The sequence below is a fragment of the Mesorhizobium sp. XAP4 genome (genome assembly GCF_029269325.1).
GTDB lineage: Bacteria > Pseudomonadota > Alphaproteobacteria > Rhizobiales > Rhizobiaceae > Mesorhizobium > Mesorhizobium ciceri.
The window spans coordinates 456,743-469,929 of record NZ_JARIXW010000002.1; the positions used below are offsets into that span (position 1 = coordinate 456,743).

Here is a 13,187-nt window from a genome sequence, read left to right on the forward strand (position 1 = left end):
TTTAAATTACCAATCTTTCCCGAGGCTTGACCGACTTCACCCCATGCCGCGACTTCAAAGGGCGGCAGCGGTGCAATCTGCTCCGCTGCTGCGCCCCATGCTGGAGGGCGATCAGACCGCGATCTTGCCGCCGCCCTGTCTGGTGATGGCGACCACCGACGGCCGCACCGGCATGTCGGGCTTGAAGTCGGGCCAGCGCGTCGACAGATCCTCATAGTAGGACGGGCGGCCGAACGCTTCCCAGTCCTCGCCGCCATCGCCCGGATGCTGGACGGCGACGAAGGCGGTCTGGTCGTCGGGCGCAAACAGCGGACCGCACATTTCGGCGCCGATCGGCACGCGGAAGAACAGTTTCGAGGTTGCCCGCGCCGCCCCCTCCGTGTCCACCGCCCACAGACCATCCGTGCGGCCGGTGGCTTTCGGGCCCTGGCCGTCGGTCGCGACCCAGAGACGCCCGGCCGAATCGACCGCGCAATTGTCGGGCATGCCGAACCAGCCATTGGCCGTCGTTGCCGTCGAGAAGGTGGCGCCGACATCGGCAACCGCCGGATCACCGCATTTCAGCAGCACTTCCCACTTGCCCTTGGCGGCGGTGAAATCACCGCCGTCCTCGGCGATCTCGATGATGTGGCCGAAGGCGTTTTCGGCGCGCGGGTTGGCGGCGTCTACCTGGTCGGCCTTGCGCTTCGAATTGTTGGTCAGCATGACATAGACCTTGCCATTGACGGCATTGGGCTGGATGTCTTCGGGGCGGTCCATCTTGGTGGCACCGAGCAGGTCGGCGGCGCGGCGCGTCTCGATCAGCACGTCGGCCTGGCCAGTGAAACCGTTTTCAGCCGTCAGCGGTCCCTGGCCGAAGACGATCGGCAGCCATTCGACCGTGCCATCTTCGGCGAACCTGGCGACATGCAGCGTGCCATCATCGAGCAGGTCCTTGTTGGCGGCATGATCGTTCGGATCGAACGCGGCCTTGGTCACGAACTTGTAGACATAGTCGAAGCGCTCGTCGTCACCGAGATAGAAGACGACGCGGCCGTCCCTGGCGACAATCGATTCGGCGCCCTCATGCTTGAAGCGGCCCATGGCGGTGCGCTTCCTCGGCGTCGAGGTCGGGTCGTTGACATCGACCTCGACGATCCAGCCGAAGCGGTTGGCCTCATTGGGCTCCTTGGCGAGGTCGAAACGCTCGTAATGCGCCGCCCATTCATAGGCGCCTTCGGGAATGCCGAGACGCTTGTAGTTCGCGGCTTCCTTGTGGCCTTCCGGCAACTCGCCGGAGAAATAGCCATGGATGTTCTCCTCGGCCATCACATAGGTGCCCCAGGGCGTGACGCCGCCGGCGCAATTGTTGAACGTGCCGAACACCTTGGTGCCGGACGGATCGGCATTGGTCTTGACGCGGTCATGGCCGGCAACCGGACCGGACAGCGCCATTTCGGTGTTGGAGGTGATGCGGCGATTGAGCTTGCCGTCGCGCACCACCTGCCATTTGCCTGATGTCTTGCGGATCTCGACGATGGTGCCGCCGTGAGCTGCCATCTCGACATCGACCTGCTCCTTCGAGAGGGGTGCGACTTCGGCCGACTTCTTGCCGTCCTTCTGGACGATCTTCACGATGCCCGGGAACATCAGATGCGGATTGGTGTATTCGTGGTTGACCACCAGCAGGCCATGTTCGGCCGAGCCGTCGATGGGGATGTAGCCGACATAATCGTTGTTGTAGCCGAACTGTTTCGCCTGGGCCTCGGCCGACTGTTTCGTCGGGTCGAAGTCGGGCGAATCGGCAAACAGCGGATCGCCCCAGCGCAGCAGTACATCGGCATCGTAACCCGGCGCGACGTGGTGCTTGTCGTCGATGCCGGCCTCGAGTTCGTCGAACGTGAAGGCCGAGCCTTCAGCGGCCCGGGCCTCGTCGGCGCTGATCAGCGCCAGCGGGCTGACGGTGGCGGCGATGGCCGAGACAGCCAGCGAACCCTTGAGGAAGCCGCGGCGCGAGAACCGCGCGGCGATGATCTCGCCCATGGTGCGGTTGTCGGAAGCGTTGATGGCCGGGCCGTCGTTTTCCTCGAGCAGGCTGGTGCGGAATCGGGTGTCGGGGGAGCGAAGGTCAGTCATGGCTTGCCTCTGGCTGTTGGATTGGCTGGAGCGTGGGTACCTGTTTGACCCCCTTATAATCGCCGGATCACATTTTCGTGACATCGGGAGACCTTTCAGACGCGACAAGCATTGCGCGCAGCGCTGGCTAAGCATTCCCGCAGACCGTGAACTGCTCCAGAATCGCCGGTTCGAGATGAAAGGAGACCTTAGGCGGCATCTTGGCCGCGCATCCCGCGACGGCGGACGACATCAGTCGTTTGCAAAAAACAGATCAACGGGCAACTGCACCCTCGACAAGTCACCTCCGCCGCCCCCGGCGGAGGTGACTTGATGTTCGGCGTCTGCCGTCGTCAGGCATCGGGAAAGCCAGTCTCCCGTTTAGCGATGGCGGTCACGGCGCCGTTCATGCGAAGCTAATTTAGCATATACTTGGGACTTTAGTCCAACCTTGCGCTTGCAATGGTCCTGGTTGACAACCGCAACGGTCGGAGGTCGCTTCCGGGCGCCGCGTCTTTCGGCAATGTTGGTTGCACTGCAACGTTGGGGTGGGGCGCGCCGGGCTCAGTCGTCGGAGATCAGAATGCACAGATCGGTCACGACCCGTTGTTGCCGGCTGGCGCTCAAATCGGCAGCGGCGCTGGTGTTGACGATTGCGCCCTATCAAATTGTCCTGGACGGCTCCGTTTCCGGCATCCACACCGCCAGCGCATACGCCGGCAAGGGTGGCGGCGGCAACGGTGGCGGTGGGGGCGGAGGCAACAGTGGGGGCGGCAACGGCGGCAATTCCGGCGGAAGCAATAGCGGGAACAGCGGCAACGGCAATGGGAATAACGGCAACAGCGGCAACAGTGGCAACAACGGCAAATCAGGATCCAGTCAGGGTAAGAGCGGGAGCCATGTCAATGCAAAGACCGGTGACAAGGTCGACGTGACCGGCAACAAGATCACAGTCAGGCATCCCGACGGCATAACGGAAAAGCTCGAGAACGGTCGTTTCAGCATGAAAGACGCTCTCGGTCGCACGATCATCGACCGCCAGGCCACGCCGGCCGATGCCAATCGTCTCAAGGCTTTGTGAAGCTGGCCAACAGGCAACGGTCAGCTTTGCACGTCACCTCCGCCGCCCCCCGGCGGAGGTGACCTCGTTTCCGGCCGGCGTCGTCCCGGTTTTCGGCACCGCAATGGCTGCGGTCCCGAGGCGCGACGCGCTTTTGCGCAATCCGGGACCGGAAACCGCTGCGCATTTCTTCGGACCTGCCCAGAGCAATTCTAGAAAAAGTGTGAAGCGGTTTTCCCGTAGCGCTTTTCCCTTGGGAATTGCGTCACAGAGTTAGAGCAGCTCGCCGTTTCCGTGAAACGGTGAAATGCTTTAGGAAGGCCTGTCGCGGTCGCGCCACTCACGCATCATCAAGGCCGCTTCGGTGCGATTTCGCACATTGAGCTTCGACAGCACTCCGGTCATGTGATGTTTGACGGTCTTCTCCTGCAACTCAAGCCGCAAGGCGACTTCCTTGTTGCTCAACCCCTCCGCCACCAGCCGCAGGATTTCCGTTTGCCGATCGGTGAGCTGCCGCAGCCGTTCCGCCAAGCCGTCGGTCGGCTGCTGGGACTGGAGATCCGAAAGCAGCCGGGCCGATAGTGTCGGCGAGAGATAGCTTTCGCCGGCTGCGACATTGCGCAGGATGTCGGCGAGGCCGCGCGATCCGACGCCTTTGAGGACATAGCCATTCACCCCTGCGTTCAGCGCCTTGGTCACATCGGCATTGGCCTCCGAGACGGTCAGCATGACGATCTTCTGGGCGGGATGGTTGGCGAGGATGCTTGCGACCGCGCTCAGCCCGCCGCCCGGCATCGAGATGTCGAGCAGCAAGATGTCGGGCCGCATCGTCGCGGCGAGGCGTTCGGCATCCTGCGCCGTGGCGCCCTCGCCAACCATCTCGAAGCCTCCGATCTCCGACAGGCTGCGCGTCACACCTTCGCGAAAGAGGGGATGATCGTCGACAATGGCGATGCGAATGGTCCCAGTCATGCTTGCTCCTCGACCGACAGACGGATCACCAAACGCGTACCTTGCGGCCCGGTCAAGGTTTCGAACTGTCCGCCAATGCTTTCGACCCGTTCCCTGAGGCCGGCGAGCCCGAGGCCCTCGACCCGTGCCGTCGGATCGAAACCCGGCCCGCGGTCCGACACTTCGACAAAAAGCCTGCCACCTTTCATCCCGGCACTCACCGCCTGATCCTTGCCTAGCCCGTGGTGATAGGCATTGTTCAGCCCTTCCTGGACGAAACGATAGATGCTGATCTTCTCGGAGGCGCCGGGTTCAGGCAACTGTCCGGCCAGCGTCAGCGTCACCGACGTTCCCGTCCTCTGTTCGTGTTCCTTGACGGCCAGCCGCAGAATGTCGGTTGCGGCAGCCGTCTCGATCTGCGGCAGGGCAAGGCCGGTGCAGATGCCGCGTATTTCGCGCATCGCATCCTCCAGCGTCTTGCGAATCATCGTGACCTCGGTCGAGCGGCTTGCGCCTGAATGGCCATCGCTGGAAAATATCGGGCTGTCCATGCGCAGCGCCGCCAGGGCCACGAGTTGGGCCGGGCCGTCATGCAGGTCGGCGCCGATGCGGCGCAGATATCTTTCGTTGAGCGCGGTGGCGCGGCGCGAGGCCTGTTGCACGCGCAGTCGCAAGGCACTGTTTTGCGCCACCAGACCCTGCAGTTCCGACACCTGGCGGCGCAGCGCCCCACGCTGGTCGTCGATGGTGCGGCTGCCGCGCAGGACGATGCCCGACAGGAGCAGGAATGCCGCCAGGGTCGCGCCGGCCACGATCAGCCAGCTCGACCACAGAGCGGAAGCCAGGGTGGCCTGGAAATCGTCGGCGATCTCATAGAACTCGGTAACCGCCACCACCTCGCCCGACCAGGGCTCGCGCACGGGATTGTAGATCTCCAGCAATGGCAAGCCGGTCGCCTTCTCCTCGCTCTCATCCTCATCGAAAGTATTGAATTCAGCGACGACATTGCCTTCGAAAGCGGAACGCAGATTGTCGCTCGGAGCGAAGCGGCGGCCGATCAGGGCCGTCTCCTTGGCATAGAGGACCGTCCCGTCGCGGCGCCAGAGCATGAACGATTCGAGGCGCTTGCCGAGCGCGCCCTGGCCAAGCGTCTCGTCCAGCGCCTGCTTGACGGAATCGCTGAGCTCCTGCTCCTTGCGCAAGTCGGGAAGCAGCGGCGCAATCACGCTGTCGACATAGAGCGCCGTCGTGGCGGCCGAATTGCGGATGACGCCCTCTCTGATCTGCGCCGTCACCCAGGCGCCCACCACCAGCATGACGGCCAGCAGGCCAAAACCGCCGGCAACGACGAATTGCAAGGCAAGAGAGAGTTCGCTCCAGCGTCGCGTCAAGTTCTGCAGAATACGAATCATGAACCCCTGACCGCCCTTCAATCGACTGGCTGGACGTTGTCGGTACATTGAGCCTCCGTCTTGCCATTGCCAAGAGCTTCGTTTGGTCGAGCGCTTGACGTCCCGGCGCGCTTCGGAAACAACGTCCGCGATACATGCGGCGGGAGCCGCTTCGAGAGGGGACGGAACGTTGAGTTTTTCGGGACTGCTGCAGCTCGGCTTTTCAACGGTCATTTTCCTGCTGGCGGCGACAGCCGCCAAGCAATGGGGCCTGGCGCCGAGCCTCGGCAAGATCGCGCTGACGCTGGCGCTCTATTCGCTGGGCAATCTGATCATGCTGCGGCTGATCCGCGAATTCGGCATGTCGGTGTCGTTCAGCCTGTCTGCCGTCATCCAGCTGGTATCGGTGAACGTCGTGGCACTGGTCTTCTTCGGCGAGCGCGTCAACGCGCTGCAGGCGACCGGCATCATGCTGGCGATCGCCGCAGTGGCGCTGATCACGCTCGGACCCTATCTGCAAGGCCGGCTGTAACGGGCGGATTGCCGATGAAGAATGCCGCGAACGCTTTGCTCAACCGGGTCGAATTCCCGGTGCTGCTGGCCGGCCTGGTCATCGCGGCCGGCCTTTGGGGATTCGAGGAGCTGATGGAGATGGCGCGCGCCACCACCCCGCACGCCTTCGACACCGAAATCCTGCTCGCCTTCCGCCAGGCGGGGCGGCCTGACAGCCCGATCGGCCCGCTGTGGCTGCAAGGGGCGATGCGCGACATCACAAGCCTTGGCAGCGGCAGCGTGCTGGTGCTGATCGTGACGGCGGTAATCGTCTATCTCCTGCTTATCCGCAGGCCGGCGACCGCCCTTTTCATCTTCGTGGCGGTGGCCGGCGGTCAGGTGCTGTCGAGCCTGCTGAAAGCCGGAATCGACCGGCCGCGCCCCGAACTCGTGTCGCATCTCGTCAACGAAACGACGCTGTCTTTTCCCAGCGGCCACGCCATGCTGTCGGCGGTGACCTATCTGACGCTCGGCGCGCTGGCGGCACGCTTCCTGCCCGGTCGAACGACGAAGATCTATGTGCTGTCGCTGGCGGTGCTGACGACGCTGCTGGTCGGCATCAGCCGCGTCTATCTCGGCGTCCACTGGCCTTCGGATGTGCTGGCCGGCTGGTGCGCCGGCTTCGTCTGGGCGATGCTGTGCTGGCTCGCTGCCCGGACGTGGCAGCGATGGCGTGGGCAGCACCCGGACGGCGAGACTGGAGACTAGATCAGCCGGTTGATCAGCCCGTGCCCGCAGCCGGCCAACAGGAAAACCGCCGACAGCAAGGCTGCCGATGTCATGAAAGTCTTGAAGATATTCAACCGCGTTACTCCCTGCCAGATGGAAACCTTAGCGCGCAATCCCGGGAAAGTATCTAAAAATGGTCAGTCAGGCGCCGCCCTTACGTCTCAAACATTCATCCTAATGCTTGAAACATCAGAATAATGATATTACACCTTACTCCTGCAGACTCAGACGGGGATTCCGGCCGATGATCACTGCCGCGCAGATGCGCGCCGCAAGGGCGCTGGCCGGCATCGATCAGAAGACGCTCGCCGAGCGCGCCGGCGTTTCGCTTCCGACTATCCAGCGCATGGAGGCGAGCGATGGCGTGGTCAGGGGCGTGGTCGACACGCTGATGAAGGTCATCCAGGCCCTCGACGAGGCCGGGGTGGAGCTGATCGGCGAGAATCAGGCCAGCGAGCGCGGCGGCCGGGGCGTGCGCCTCAAGCCTGCCGTGCCGCCTGATCCCAAGGCTGAGCCGGCATAAAGTCGCGACGGCGACCGCCGACAGCCCTGCCGACGATCCCGCCGCCTTTCAGGGTGCGAAAGGCAGTCCATGGATCAGACGCAGCGGGCAGTGCATGAACCGGCCTACAGATCGGCCCAAAGGTCGGCCCACCAGTCGGCAAAGCCGACATTTTCCGAATTGTTCATGCCAAAGCTCGTGACGGTCTGGCGCGAGGGCTACACGTTCGCCGACTTCAAGGCGGACGCCATTGCCGGGCTGACGGTGGCCATTGTCGCGCTGCCCTTGTCGATGGCCATCGCGATCGCCTCGGGAGTCACGCCCGAGCGCGGCCTCTACACCTCGATCGTCGGCGGCTTCATCATTTCGGCGCTCGGCGGCAGCCGCTTCCAGATCGGCGGCCCGGCCGGCGCCTTCATCGTGCTGGTGGCCGCGACGGTTGCCCGGGTCGGTATTGACGGGCTGCTGCTGGCAACGATGATGGCAGGGGTCTTCCTGCTCGCCATCGGCTATCTCCGTCTCGGCACCTACATCAAGTTCATTCCCTATCCGGTGACGGTCGGCTTCACCGCCGGCATCGCCGTCATCATCTTTTCCGGACAGATCGTCGAACTGTTCGGGCTGAAGCTTGCCGGCAAGGAGCCCGGACCGCTGGTGCCGAAGCTGATCGCGGTCGGCGAGGCGGCCGGCACCATCAACCCGGCGGCGATCTTCGTGGCGGTGTTGACCGTCGCCACCATCGCCGGCCTGAAGCGCTGGCGACCGACATGGCCCGCAATGCTCATCGCCATCGGGCTGGCATCGCTGGTCGTGGCGCTTCTCGCGCTGCCGGCGGAGACGATCGGCACCCGCTTTGGCGGTATACCGCGCAGCCTGCAAATGCCCGCTTTGCCGCCGATCAGCCTGGACAGGATGATTGACGTGCTGCCGGATGCGATTGCCTTCGCCTTGCTGGGCGCCATCGAATCGCTGCTTTCGGCGGTGGTCGCCGACGGGATGACGGGCCGCCGGCATCGTTCCAACTGCGAACTGGTGGCGCAAGGCTTCGCCAACATCGCATCCGCCCTGTTCGGCGGCATCTGCGCCACCGGCACCATCGCCCGCACGGCGACCAATGTGCGGGCCGGCGCCCACGGACCGGTTTCGGGCATCGTCCACGCCGCCATCCTGCTCGCCTTGATGCTGGTGGCGGCGCCGCTCGCCAGCTATATCCCGCTCGCCGCCCTGGCCGGCGTGCTGGCGGTTGTGTGCTGGAATATGTTCGAGAAACAGGCCTTCGCCACCTTGCTGCGTGCCTCGCGCGGCGATGCGCTGGTGCTGATGGCGACCTTTCTGCTCGTCATCTTCCGCGATCTCACCGAAGGCATCGTCGTCGGCTTCGTGCTGGGGTCGATCCTGTTCATCGACCGCATGGCCAAGTCGATTGCGGTCGAGGCCGATCAGCCGCTGGTGCAGGAGGATGTCGCCGACAGCACCAACGCCTACGATGCCAGCGAGGCGACCGACGCCGACACCGTCGTCTATCGCATTTCGGGCGCCTTCTTCTTCGGCGCCGCATCGACCGTCGGCACCGTGCTCGACCGCATAGCCGACCATCGCAGGAACTTCATCCTCGACTGCTCGGCCGTACCGTTCTTCGATTCGACGGCGGCCAACGTCATCGAAGGCGCCGCCCACAAGGCGAAACGCGCCGGTGTCCGCTTCATCATATCGGGTGCCGCGCCGCAGATCCGACGCATGCTGATCACCCACGGCGTCAAGCGCCCGCTGGTGACCTACGCCGCCTCGATCAAGGATGCGCGGGCGCAGCTGAAAGGGAAGATCGAGGCGGGGTAGGGGCCGGGATTTGCCGGCCGGTGGCCATTGTCAGGACAAGGTGTCCACCTGTTGAATGCCAACTTCTTGACGTTGAGCTGACTCACGCACGGCCCGACGTGAACACCGCTTTGCGCCGCTCCTCGCGGTTTGTCCGATACCATCGCCCGCGCCTTCGAAATTGATGCGGTGACGAAATGGGCGTCGGAAAGAATACGAGATACTCTCGCAATCTTCACACCTGTCCTATATAGCCGCTGCACTGACGATCTTGTCCGGAAAGCTCGGTCAAGAAGAGGTGTTCGCACCCGCCATTTTCGAACTAGCCTCAGTGCACTCGCCTCACACGATCTTCTACGCTGCGGCTACTACATGGTATTTTTCGCGGCTTAGCAACTCGGTCCTGCTAGGGAAAAAGGCGGGTGAATGTGCAATCGTCCTCGACAAGGAGAACGACTGGCATCAGCGAATGGTAGCAGCACGCGACACCCTATCTGACGTGATGCTGAAACATCGGTCGACCCAAACCGGTGGTCACGTCGAGGTTTAGTTTCGGTGAAGAACATCCTTTGGGTCGTCGCATGACAGACGACCGCAACGGGCCAGACGTCGTTAATTAGCCGCACTGCGAGTTCGAGTTGGTGATCATCGCCGACGAACGAGCTTTCCCCTCACGGCTGCGAACGTCTCGCAGCTCTGCCCCGAGGCGCCGATCATGGCTCTCAATCGAGCTTCAGCGCCACAACCTCGCCTTCGTTCATCAACGGCACATAAAGGATCGACTTGCCATCGGTGCCGATGTCGGCGCTGCCCGGCTTGAACTGCGCCACCACCTCCGGCGCGCCGCCCGCATGATAGCGGTAGAGCGTGCCGGTCATGTAGGCGGTGGCGTAGATGGTGTCGCCGATGGCTAAGACGCCGTCGAGATCGGCGAATTTCTGGGCACCCGGCAAGGGCGAAACCACCTTGCTGGCGATGTCGACCGACAGCAGGCCGCCAAGCTCCGTCGTGCTGAAGTCGGGCTTGATGCCCTTGCCCCAGGAGGCGACGATCAATCGGCCGCCATCGGCAAAGACGCCGTTGGGCGAAGCCAATCCCCCCTCCTTGACGAACAGCTCCGGCCGGTCGCCATCGATGCGGTAGATGGCGTCGGCCAGCATGTCGGTGACATAGACCTTGCCGGATTGGTCCGATGTCATGTCGTTGAGGAAGACCGCGTTCGGCACCGAGATGCTGGCGACCAGCTTGCCGCTGGCGAGGTCGACGACGCGGACTTTCGTGATGTCGGCGACATAGAGCTTGCCGCCCGAGATCGCCATACCCTTGGGTGCGTCCATGCCGTCGGTCCAGTGCTGGGTGACCGTCTTGCCGTCCAGCGACAGCACGGAGAGATAACCGTTGCCGTCGGCCTCGCCGGGATTGCCTGATATGTTGGAAACGATGATGCGATTGTCAGCGGCGTCGAACAGGGCCGATTCCGGCTGTTCGAGCCCGGTGGCGCGCCAGAGTTCGCCGGCCTCCGCGGCGGGCACCGCGGCAATGCCGATGACGGCGATAAAGGTTGAGGTGATGAGGGTGTTCATGACTGCTCTCCTGAGATGACGAGGCAGAGCTATGGCTTTCGATACTTTCCGGAAAGGCCTGACACCGCTAGTATCGAATATCGATACGAAACTAGCGGCAAGAGGTGCATCCGATGAACGGTCTGATCTTCCAGGCGCTGAAGCGGACGTTGAAGGCGAAGGGCGTCACCTATCGCGCGCTTGCCGAACGCATGGGCGTTTCCGAACCGACGGTGAAGCGTATCTTCCATGAGCGCAATTGCAAGCTCGACCGGCTGATGGAGATTTGCGCTGCGGCCGGTGTCGAACTGGAAAACGTGCTCGGCTCGATGAACCGGGGGCCTGGGCCGGTCAACCACATCGCGCCGGAGATCGAGCGCAAGCTCGCCGGCCGGCCGGCGCTGCTGTTCATCTTCGTCATGCTGTCAGAAAAGTTCACGCCCGAAGGCATCATGCGCTCGCAAGGCCTGAGCGAGGCTTCGATGTTCCTCTATCTGCGCGATCTCGAGGAACTCGGCCTGATCGCGCTCGGACGGGGTCTTTCGGCGAGACTGCTGGTCGAGACGCCGATCCAGTGGAACTTCGAAGGGCCGCTCAGGCCGCTGTTCGAGATGACCAACAAGAATTTCATCGGCTGGGCCATCACCCATATCGACAAGGAAGCGACCTTCGTCAGCTTCTCCAGGCGGATGCGGCCGGAGACGGCTGAAATGGTGCGGCGCGAGGCGGAGGATCTCGCCGACCGCGCCAAGCTGCTCGCCCATCACGACCAGCACACGACGCCGGAGGATGGCCTGATCGGCTACAAATGGACGTTTGCCTTTGGCGCGACGCCATTTCCGGCAATCATGCCGATCGGGCCGCACGCGCGAGATGCCGGGGCGAGGCCTGATACGCCCGCCGCCGCGAAAGGACGGCGGCCGCTGCCGGCCTGACCAGGCACCGCGTCAATCGTCTCAGCACGATTGCATCTGGTGGCTGAGCTTGCCGCGCACGACCCTGGCAGTGCCGACCGCCACCATTTTTGCCGCTGTCTTGCCCCCCGGACCCGCCACGCGACCGGCGACGCCGACTGCGCCATTGACGGCGCCCATCGTCTTCATCTGCCCGACCGTCTCGTTCATACGCTCCCGGCAGTCCTGCATTTTCCTGGTCGCCTCGACTGCAGCCAGGGCCTCGCCAAGGCCTGCCGGCGAGTCCGGGCCGGCCGCCAACTCCGCCAATTGCGCATGCTGGTCTGGCGTGATCGGCGGGCTGGCGGCCGTCTGGCTGCAGCCGGAGGCCAGCAGGCAGATCAGCATCGCGATCGGGCTGCCTCGCCCGGCACGTGCCGTGGCTGGAAAAATGCCACGATATTCGGCCTCGAGGCTCCCGCTAGGAGTTGCTTTTCCCGCCACCCGTTTCCTGTTGTCCAACATCCTATTGCCCCACCGCCGGGCCGAGGATGAGGCTGCGGATTTTTGGCGTCAGCGGCCTGACGACGTCGGCGAAGGGATCGCCCTCAGTCCGCAAAATCATCAAGCCTTCGACCTCTTCGTCGATGGCGTCGATGGTCTCCGTCTTCTGTGCCTCGGTCAGCTCCCTCATGCCGGATATGGCATTTCTGAGCTTGGCGAAAATGGCATCGAGTTCCGCGACCGGCATCGTCGCCAGGAACCCGCGCATGGTCTCGCCAAGCGCGACCTTCCAGCTGTCGGCGGTGAAACCGGCTGTGCCGATCAAGCCCTTGTCCGCGGCATCGCGCTCGTACCAGTCGGCGGCGATCTCCTCGTCATAGGCGAACTGACCGAATTCGGGCTGCAAGACCTCGATCAGGCCGACGACCGCCGACGCATCCCGCGCTGTCAGGGCCAAGGCCTGCGGGCTGTCGAAGATCATGCCGGCAAGTGCGAGCGCGCCGGCCCGCCGGCGCATGGCTGCGAAACGCCGCTCAGCCATAACAATCCTCCGCAATGCCGGCCCGGGCACTGCTCGTTGCCTGGGACTGCAGAACCGAGCCGCCGATCGAGGCGGCCTGGCCGGCAATGACCCCACCATTGCCAGCCAGACCGCCAAGACCCCCCGCCATCGACAGCACACCGCCGAGCAGAGCCGCATTGGTCTGCGCCTTCGCCGCCTTCTTGGCCGCATCGGCGCAGGCCGTTTCCGTCGTCGGTTCGTTCCGGGCCTTCTTGCTGCCGGCCGCGCTCGCGATCGATGCCGGCTTGTCGTCGACCTGGCCCGTTTGGCAGCCCGCCAGGGCAATGGTCAGGGCCAGGAAAATGCTCTTTTTCATGGTGCTGCTCATCATCGGGCAGCGCGCGGCGGCAGCTTGGCCTCGCGATGATCGGTCACTGCGTTGCCCAAGGCGATCGACAGCAGATAGACACGCGGATTGAACCCTGCCGCAGCCAGTGCCGACAGCGTCTTGAACAGTTGCAAATGAAACATCGTGCCCCCCTTTGGATTGCCGCCAATGCGGTTCCGGTTCCGGAATCGCGCCGCAAACTAGGGGCATAAAAGGGGGGCAGCTTGGACAGAACGGCACTGAA

At 63.6% G+C, this 13,187-nt stretch carries 14 protein-coding genes; 6 read left to right on the forward strand and 8 right to left on the reverse strand.

The genetic code is table 11. The features are described 5' to 3' along the window. Window positions 1-111: 111 nt before the first annotated feature. Complete coding sequence (locus P3C39_RS11105) at window positions 112-2,115, reverse strand: PhoX family phosphatase (protein ID WP_275953359.1); 2,004 nt, start codon at window positions 2,113-2,115, stop codon at window positions 112-114. Between the two features lie 562 nt (window positions 2,116-2,677). On the opposite strand from P3C39_RS11105, the gene P3C39_RS11110 reads away from it, so the two are divergent. Next, on the forward strand, window positions 2,678-3,175 hold the full coding sequence (locus P3C39_RS11110) for a hypothetical protein (RefSeq protein WP_064992700.1): 498 nt from the start codon (window positions 2,678-2,680) through the stop codon (window positions 3,173-3,175). Between the two features lie 291 nt (window positions 3,176-3,466). Here the strand turns inward: P3C39_RS11110 and P3C39_RS11115 are convergent, their stop codons facing one another. Then, on the reverse strand, window positions 3,467-4,126 hold the full coding sequence (locus P3C39_RS11115; RefSeq protein WP_013528674.1) for a response regulator transcription factor: 660 nt from the start codon (window positions 4,124-4,126) through the stop codon (window positions 3,467-3,469). Further along, window positions 4,123-5,517 (reverse strand): sensor histidine kinase, encoded by a 1,395-nt coding sequence (locus tag P3C39_RS11120; RefSeq protein ID WP_275953358.1) that lies wholly within the window; start codon window positions 5,515-5,517, stop codon window positions 4,123-4,125. The genes P3C39_RS11115 and P3C39_RS11120 overlap by 4 nt, the downstream gene beginning before the upstream one ends. Before the next feature lie 169 nt (window positions 5,518-5,686). Here P3C39_RS11120 and P3C39_RS11125 point away from each other — a divergent pair, with 169 nt between their 5' ends. The 4 genes from P3C39_RS11125 (at window position 5,687) to P3C39_RS11140 (ending at window position 9,115) form a co-directional block, all read left to right on the forward strand. Continuing rightward, complete coding sequence (locus P3C39_RS11125; protein ID WP_013528672.1) at window positions 5,687-6,028, forward strand: hypothetical protein; 342 nt, start codon at window positions 5,687-5,689, stop codon at window positions 6,026-6,028. Window positions 6,029-6,042: 14 nt separating this feature from the next. Beyond that, on the forward strand, window positions 6,043-6,756 hold the full coding sequence (locus tag P3C39_RS11130; protein ID WP_027161239.1) for a phosphatase PAP2 family protein: 714 nt from the start codon (window positions 6,043-6,045) through the stop codon (window positions 6,754-6,756). A gap of 265 nt (window positions 6,757-7,021) precedes the next feature. Then, window positions 7,022-7,300 carry a helix-turn-helix transcriptional regulator gene (locus P3C39_RS11135; RefSeq protein ID WP_013528670.1) on the forward strand — a complete coding sequence of 93 codons (279 nt, stop codon included), beginning with the start codon at window positions 7,022-7,024 and terminating at the stop codon, window positions 7,298-7,300. Between the two features lie 69 nt (window positions 7,301-7,369). Further along, entirely contained in the window at window positions 7,370-9,115 is a 1,746-nt protein-coding gene (locus P3C39_RS11140; RefSeq protein WP_275953357.1) for a SulP family inorganic anion transporter, read from the forward strand. Window positions 9,116-9,816: 701 nt separating this feature from the next. Here the strand turns inward: P3C39_RS11140 and P3C39_RS11145 are convergent. Continuing rightward, window positions 9,817-10,677 carry an ATP/GTP-binding protein gene (locus tag P3C39_RS11145; protein WP_275953356.1) on the reverse strand — a complete coding sequence of 287 codons (861 nt, stop codon included), beginning with the start codon at window positions 10,675-10,677 and terminating at the stop codon, window positions 9,817-9,819. A 113-nt stretch (window positions 10,678-10,790) separates the two neighbouring features. Between P3C39_RS11145 and P3C39_RS11150 the strand changes: the two genes are divergently transcribed. Beyond that, entirely contained in the window at window positions 10,791-11,591 is an 801-nt protein-coding gene (locus P3C39_RS11150; RefSeq protein WP_127366869.1) for a helix-turn-helix transcriptional regulator, read from the forward strand. A 21-nt stretch (window positions 11,592-11,612) separates the two neighbouring features. Here P3C39_RS11150 and P3C39_RS11155 read toward each other — a convergent pair whose 3' ends face one another. Genes P3C39_RS11155 through P3C39_RS11170 form a run of 4 tightly spaced genes read right to left on the reverse strand, consistent with a single transcriptional unit; the run spans window position 11,613 to window position 13,086 of the window. After that, window positions 11,613-12,074: a hypothetical protein gene (locus P3C39_RS11155; protein WP_275953355.1), complete on the reverse strand. Its 462-nt coding sequence runs from the start codon at window positions 12,072-12,074 to the stop codon at window positions 11,613-11,615. A 1-nt stretch (window position 12,075) separates the two neighbouring features. Then, window positions 12,076-12,594 (reverse strand): hypothetical protein, encoded by a 519-nt coding sequence (locus P3C39_RS11160; protein ID WP_275953354.1) that lies wholly within the window; start codon window positions 12,592-12,594, stop codon window positions 12,076-12,078. Then, window positions 12,587-12,931: a hypothetical protein gene (locus P3C39_RS11165; protein WP_027161232.1), complete on the reverse strand. Its 345-nt coding sequence runs from the start codon at window positions 12,929-12,931 to the stop codon at window positions 12,587-12,589. The genes P3C39_RS11160 and P3C39_RS11165 overlap by 8 nt, the downstream gene beginning before the upstream one ends. Window positions 12,932-12,942: 11 nt before the next feature. After that, window positions 12,943-13,086: a hypothetical protein gene (locus P3C39_RS11170; RefSeq protein WP_023813481.1), complete on the reverse strand. Its 144-nt coding sequence runs from the start codon at window positions 13,084-13,086 to the stop codon at window positions 12,943-12,945. Between the last annotated feature and the right edge of the window lie 101 nt (window positions 13,087-13,187).

Coding starts and splice junctions, on each gene's coding strand:
- P3C39_RS11105 (WP_275953359.1), bottom strand. CDS start 2,115: ATGACTGACCTTCGCTCCCCCGACACCCGATTCCGCACCAGCCTGCTC.
- P3C39_RS11110 (WP_064992700.1), top strand. CDS start 2,678: ATGCACAGATCGGTCACGACCCGTTGTTGCCGGCTGGCGCTCAAATCG.
- P3C39_RS11115 (WP_013528674.1), bottom strand. CDS start 4,126: ATGACTGGGACCATTCGCATCGCCATTGTCGACGATCATCCCCTCTTT.
- P3C39_RS11120 (WP_275953358.1), bottom strand. CDS start 5,517: ATGATTCGTATTCTGCAGAACTTGACGCGACGCTGGAGCGAACTCTCT.
- P3C39_RS11130 (WP_027161239.1), top strand. CDS start 6,043: ATGAAGAATGCCGCGAACGCTTTGCTCAACCGGGTCGAATTCCCGGTG.
- P3C39_RS11135 (WP_013528670.1), top strand. CDS start 7,022: ATGATCACTGCCGCGCAGATGCGCGCCGCAAGGGCGCTGGCCGGCATC.
- P3C39_RS11140 (WP_275953357.1), top strand. CDS start 7,370: ATGGATCAGACGCAGCGGGCAGTGCATGAACCGGCCTACAGATCGGCC.
- P3C39_RS11145 (WP_275953356.1), bottom strand. CDS start 10,677: ATGAACACCCTCATCACCTCAACCTTTATCGCCGTCATCGGCATTGCC.
- P3C39_RS11150 (WP_127366869.1), top strand. CDS start 10,791: ATGAACGGTCTGATCTTCCAGGCGCTGAAGCGGACGTTGAAGGCGAAG.
- P3C39_RS11155 (WP_275953355.1), bottom strand. CDS start 12,074: ATGTTGGACAACAGGAAACGGGTGGCGGGAAAAGCAACTCCTAGCGGG.
- P3C39_RS11160 (WP_275953354.1), bottom strand. CDS start 12,594: ATGGCTGAGCGGCGTTTCGCAGCCATGCGCCGGCGGGCCGGCGCGCTC.
- P3C39_RS11165 (WP_027161232.1), bottom strand. CDS start 12,931: ATGAAAAAGAGCATTTTCCTGGCCCTGACCATTGCCCTGGCGGGCTGC.
- P3C39_RS11170 (WP_023813481.1), bottom strand. CDS start 13,086: ATGTTTCATTTGCAACTGTTCAAGACGCTGTCGGCACTGGCTGCGGCA.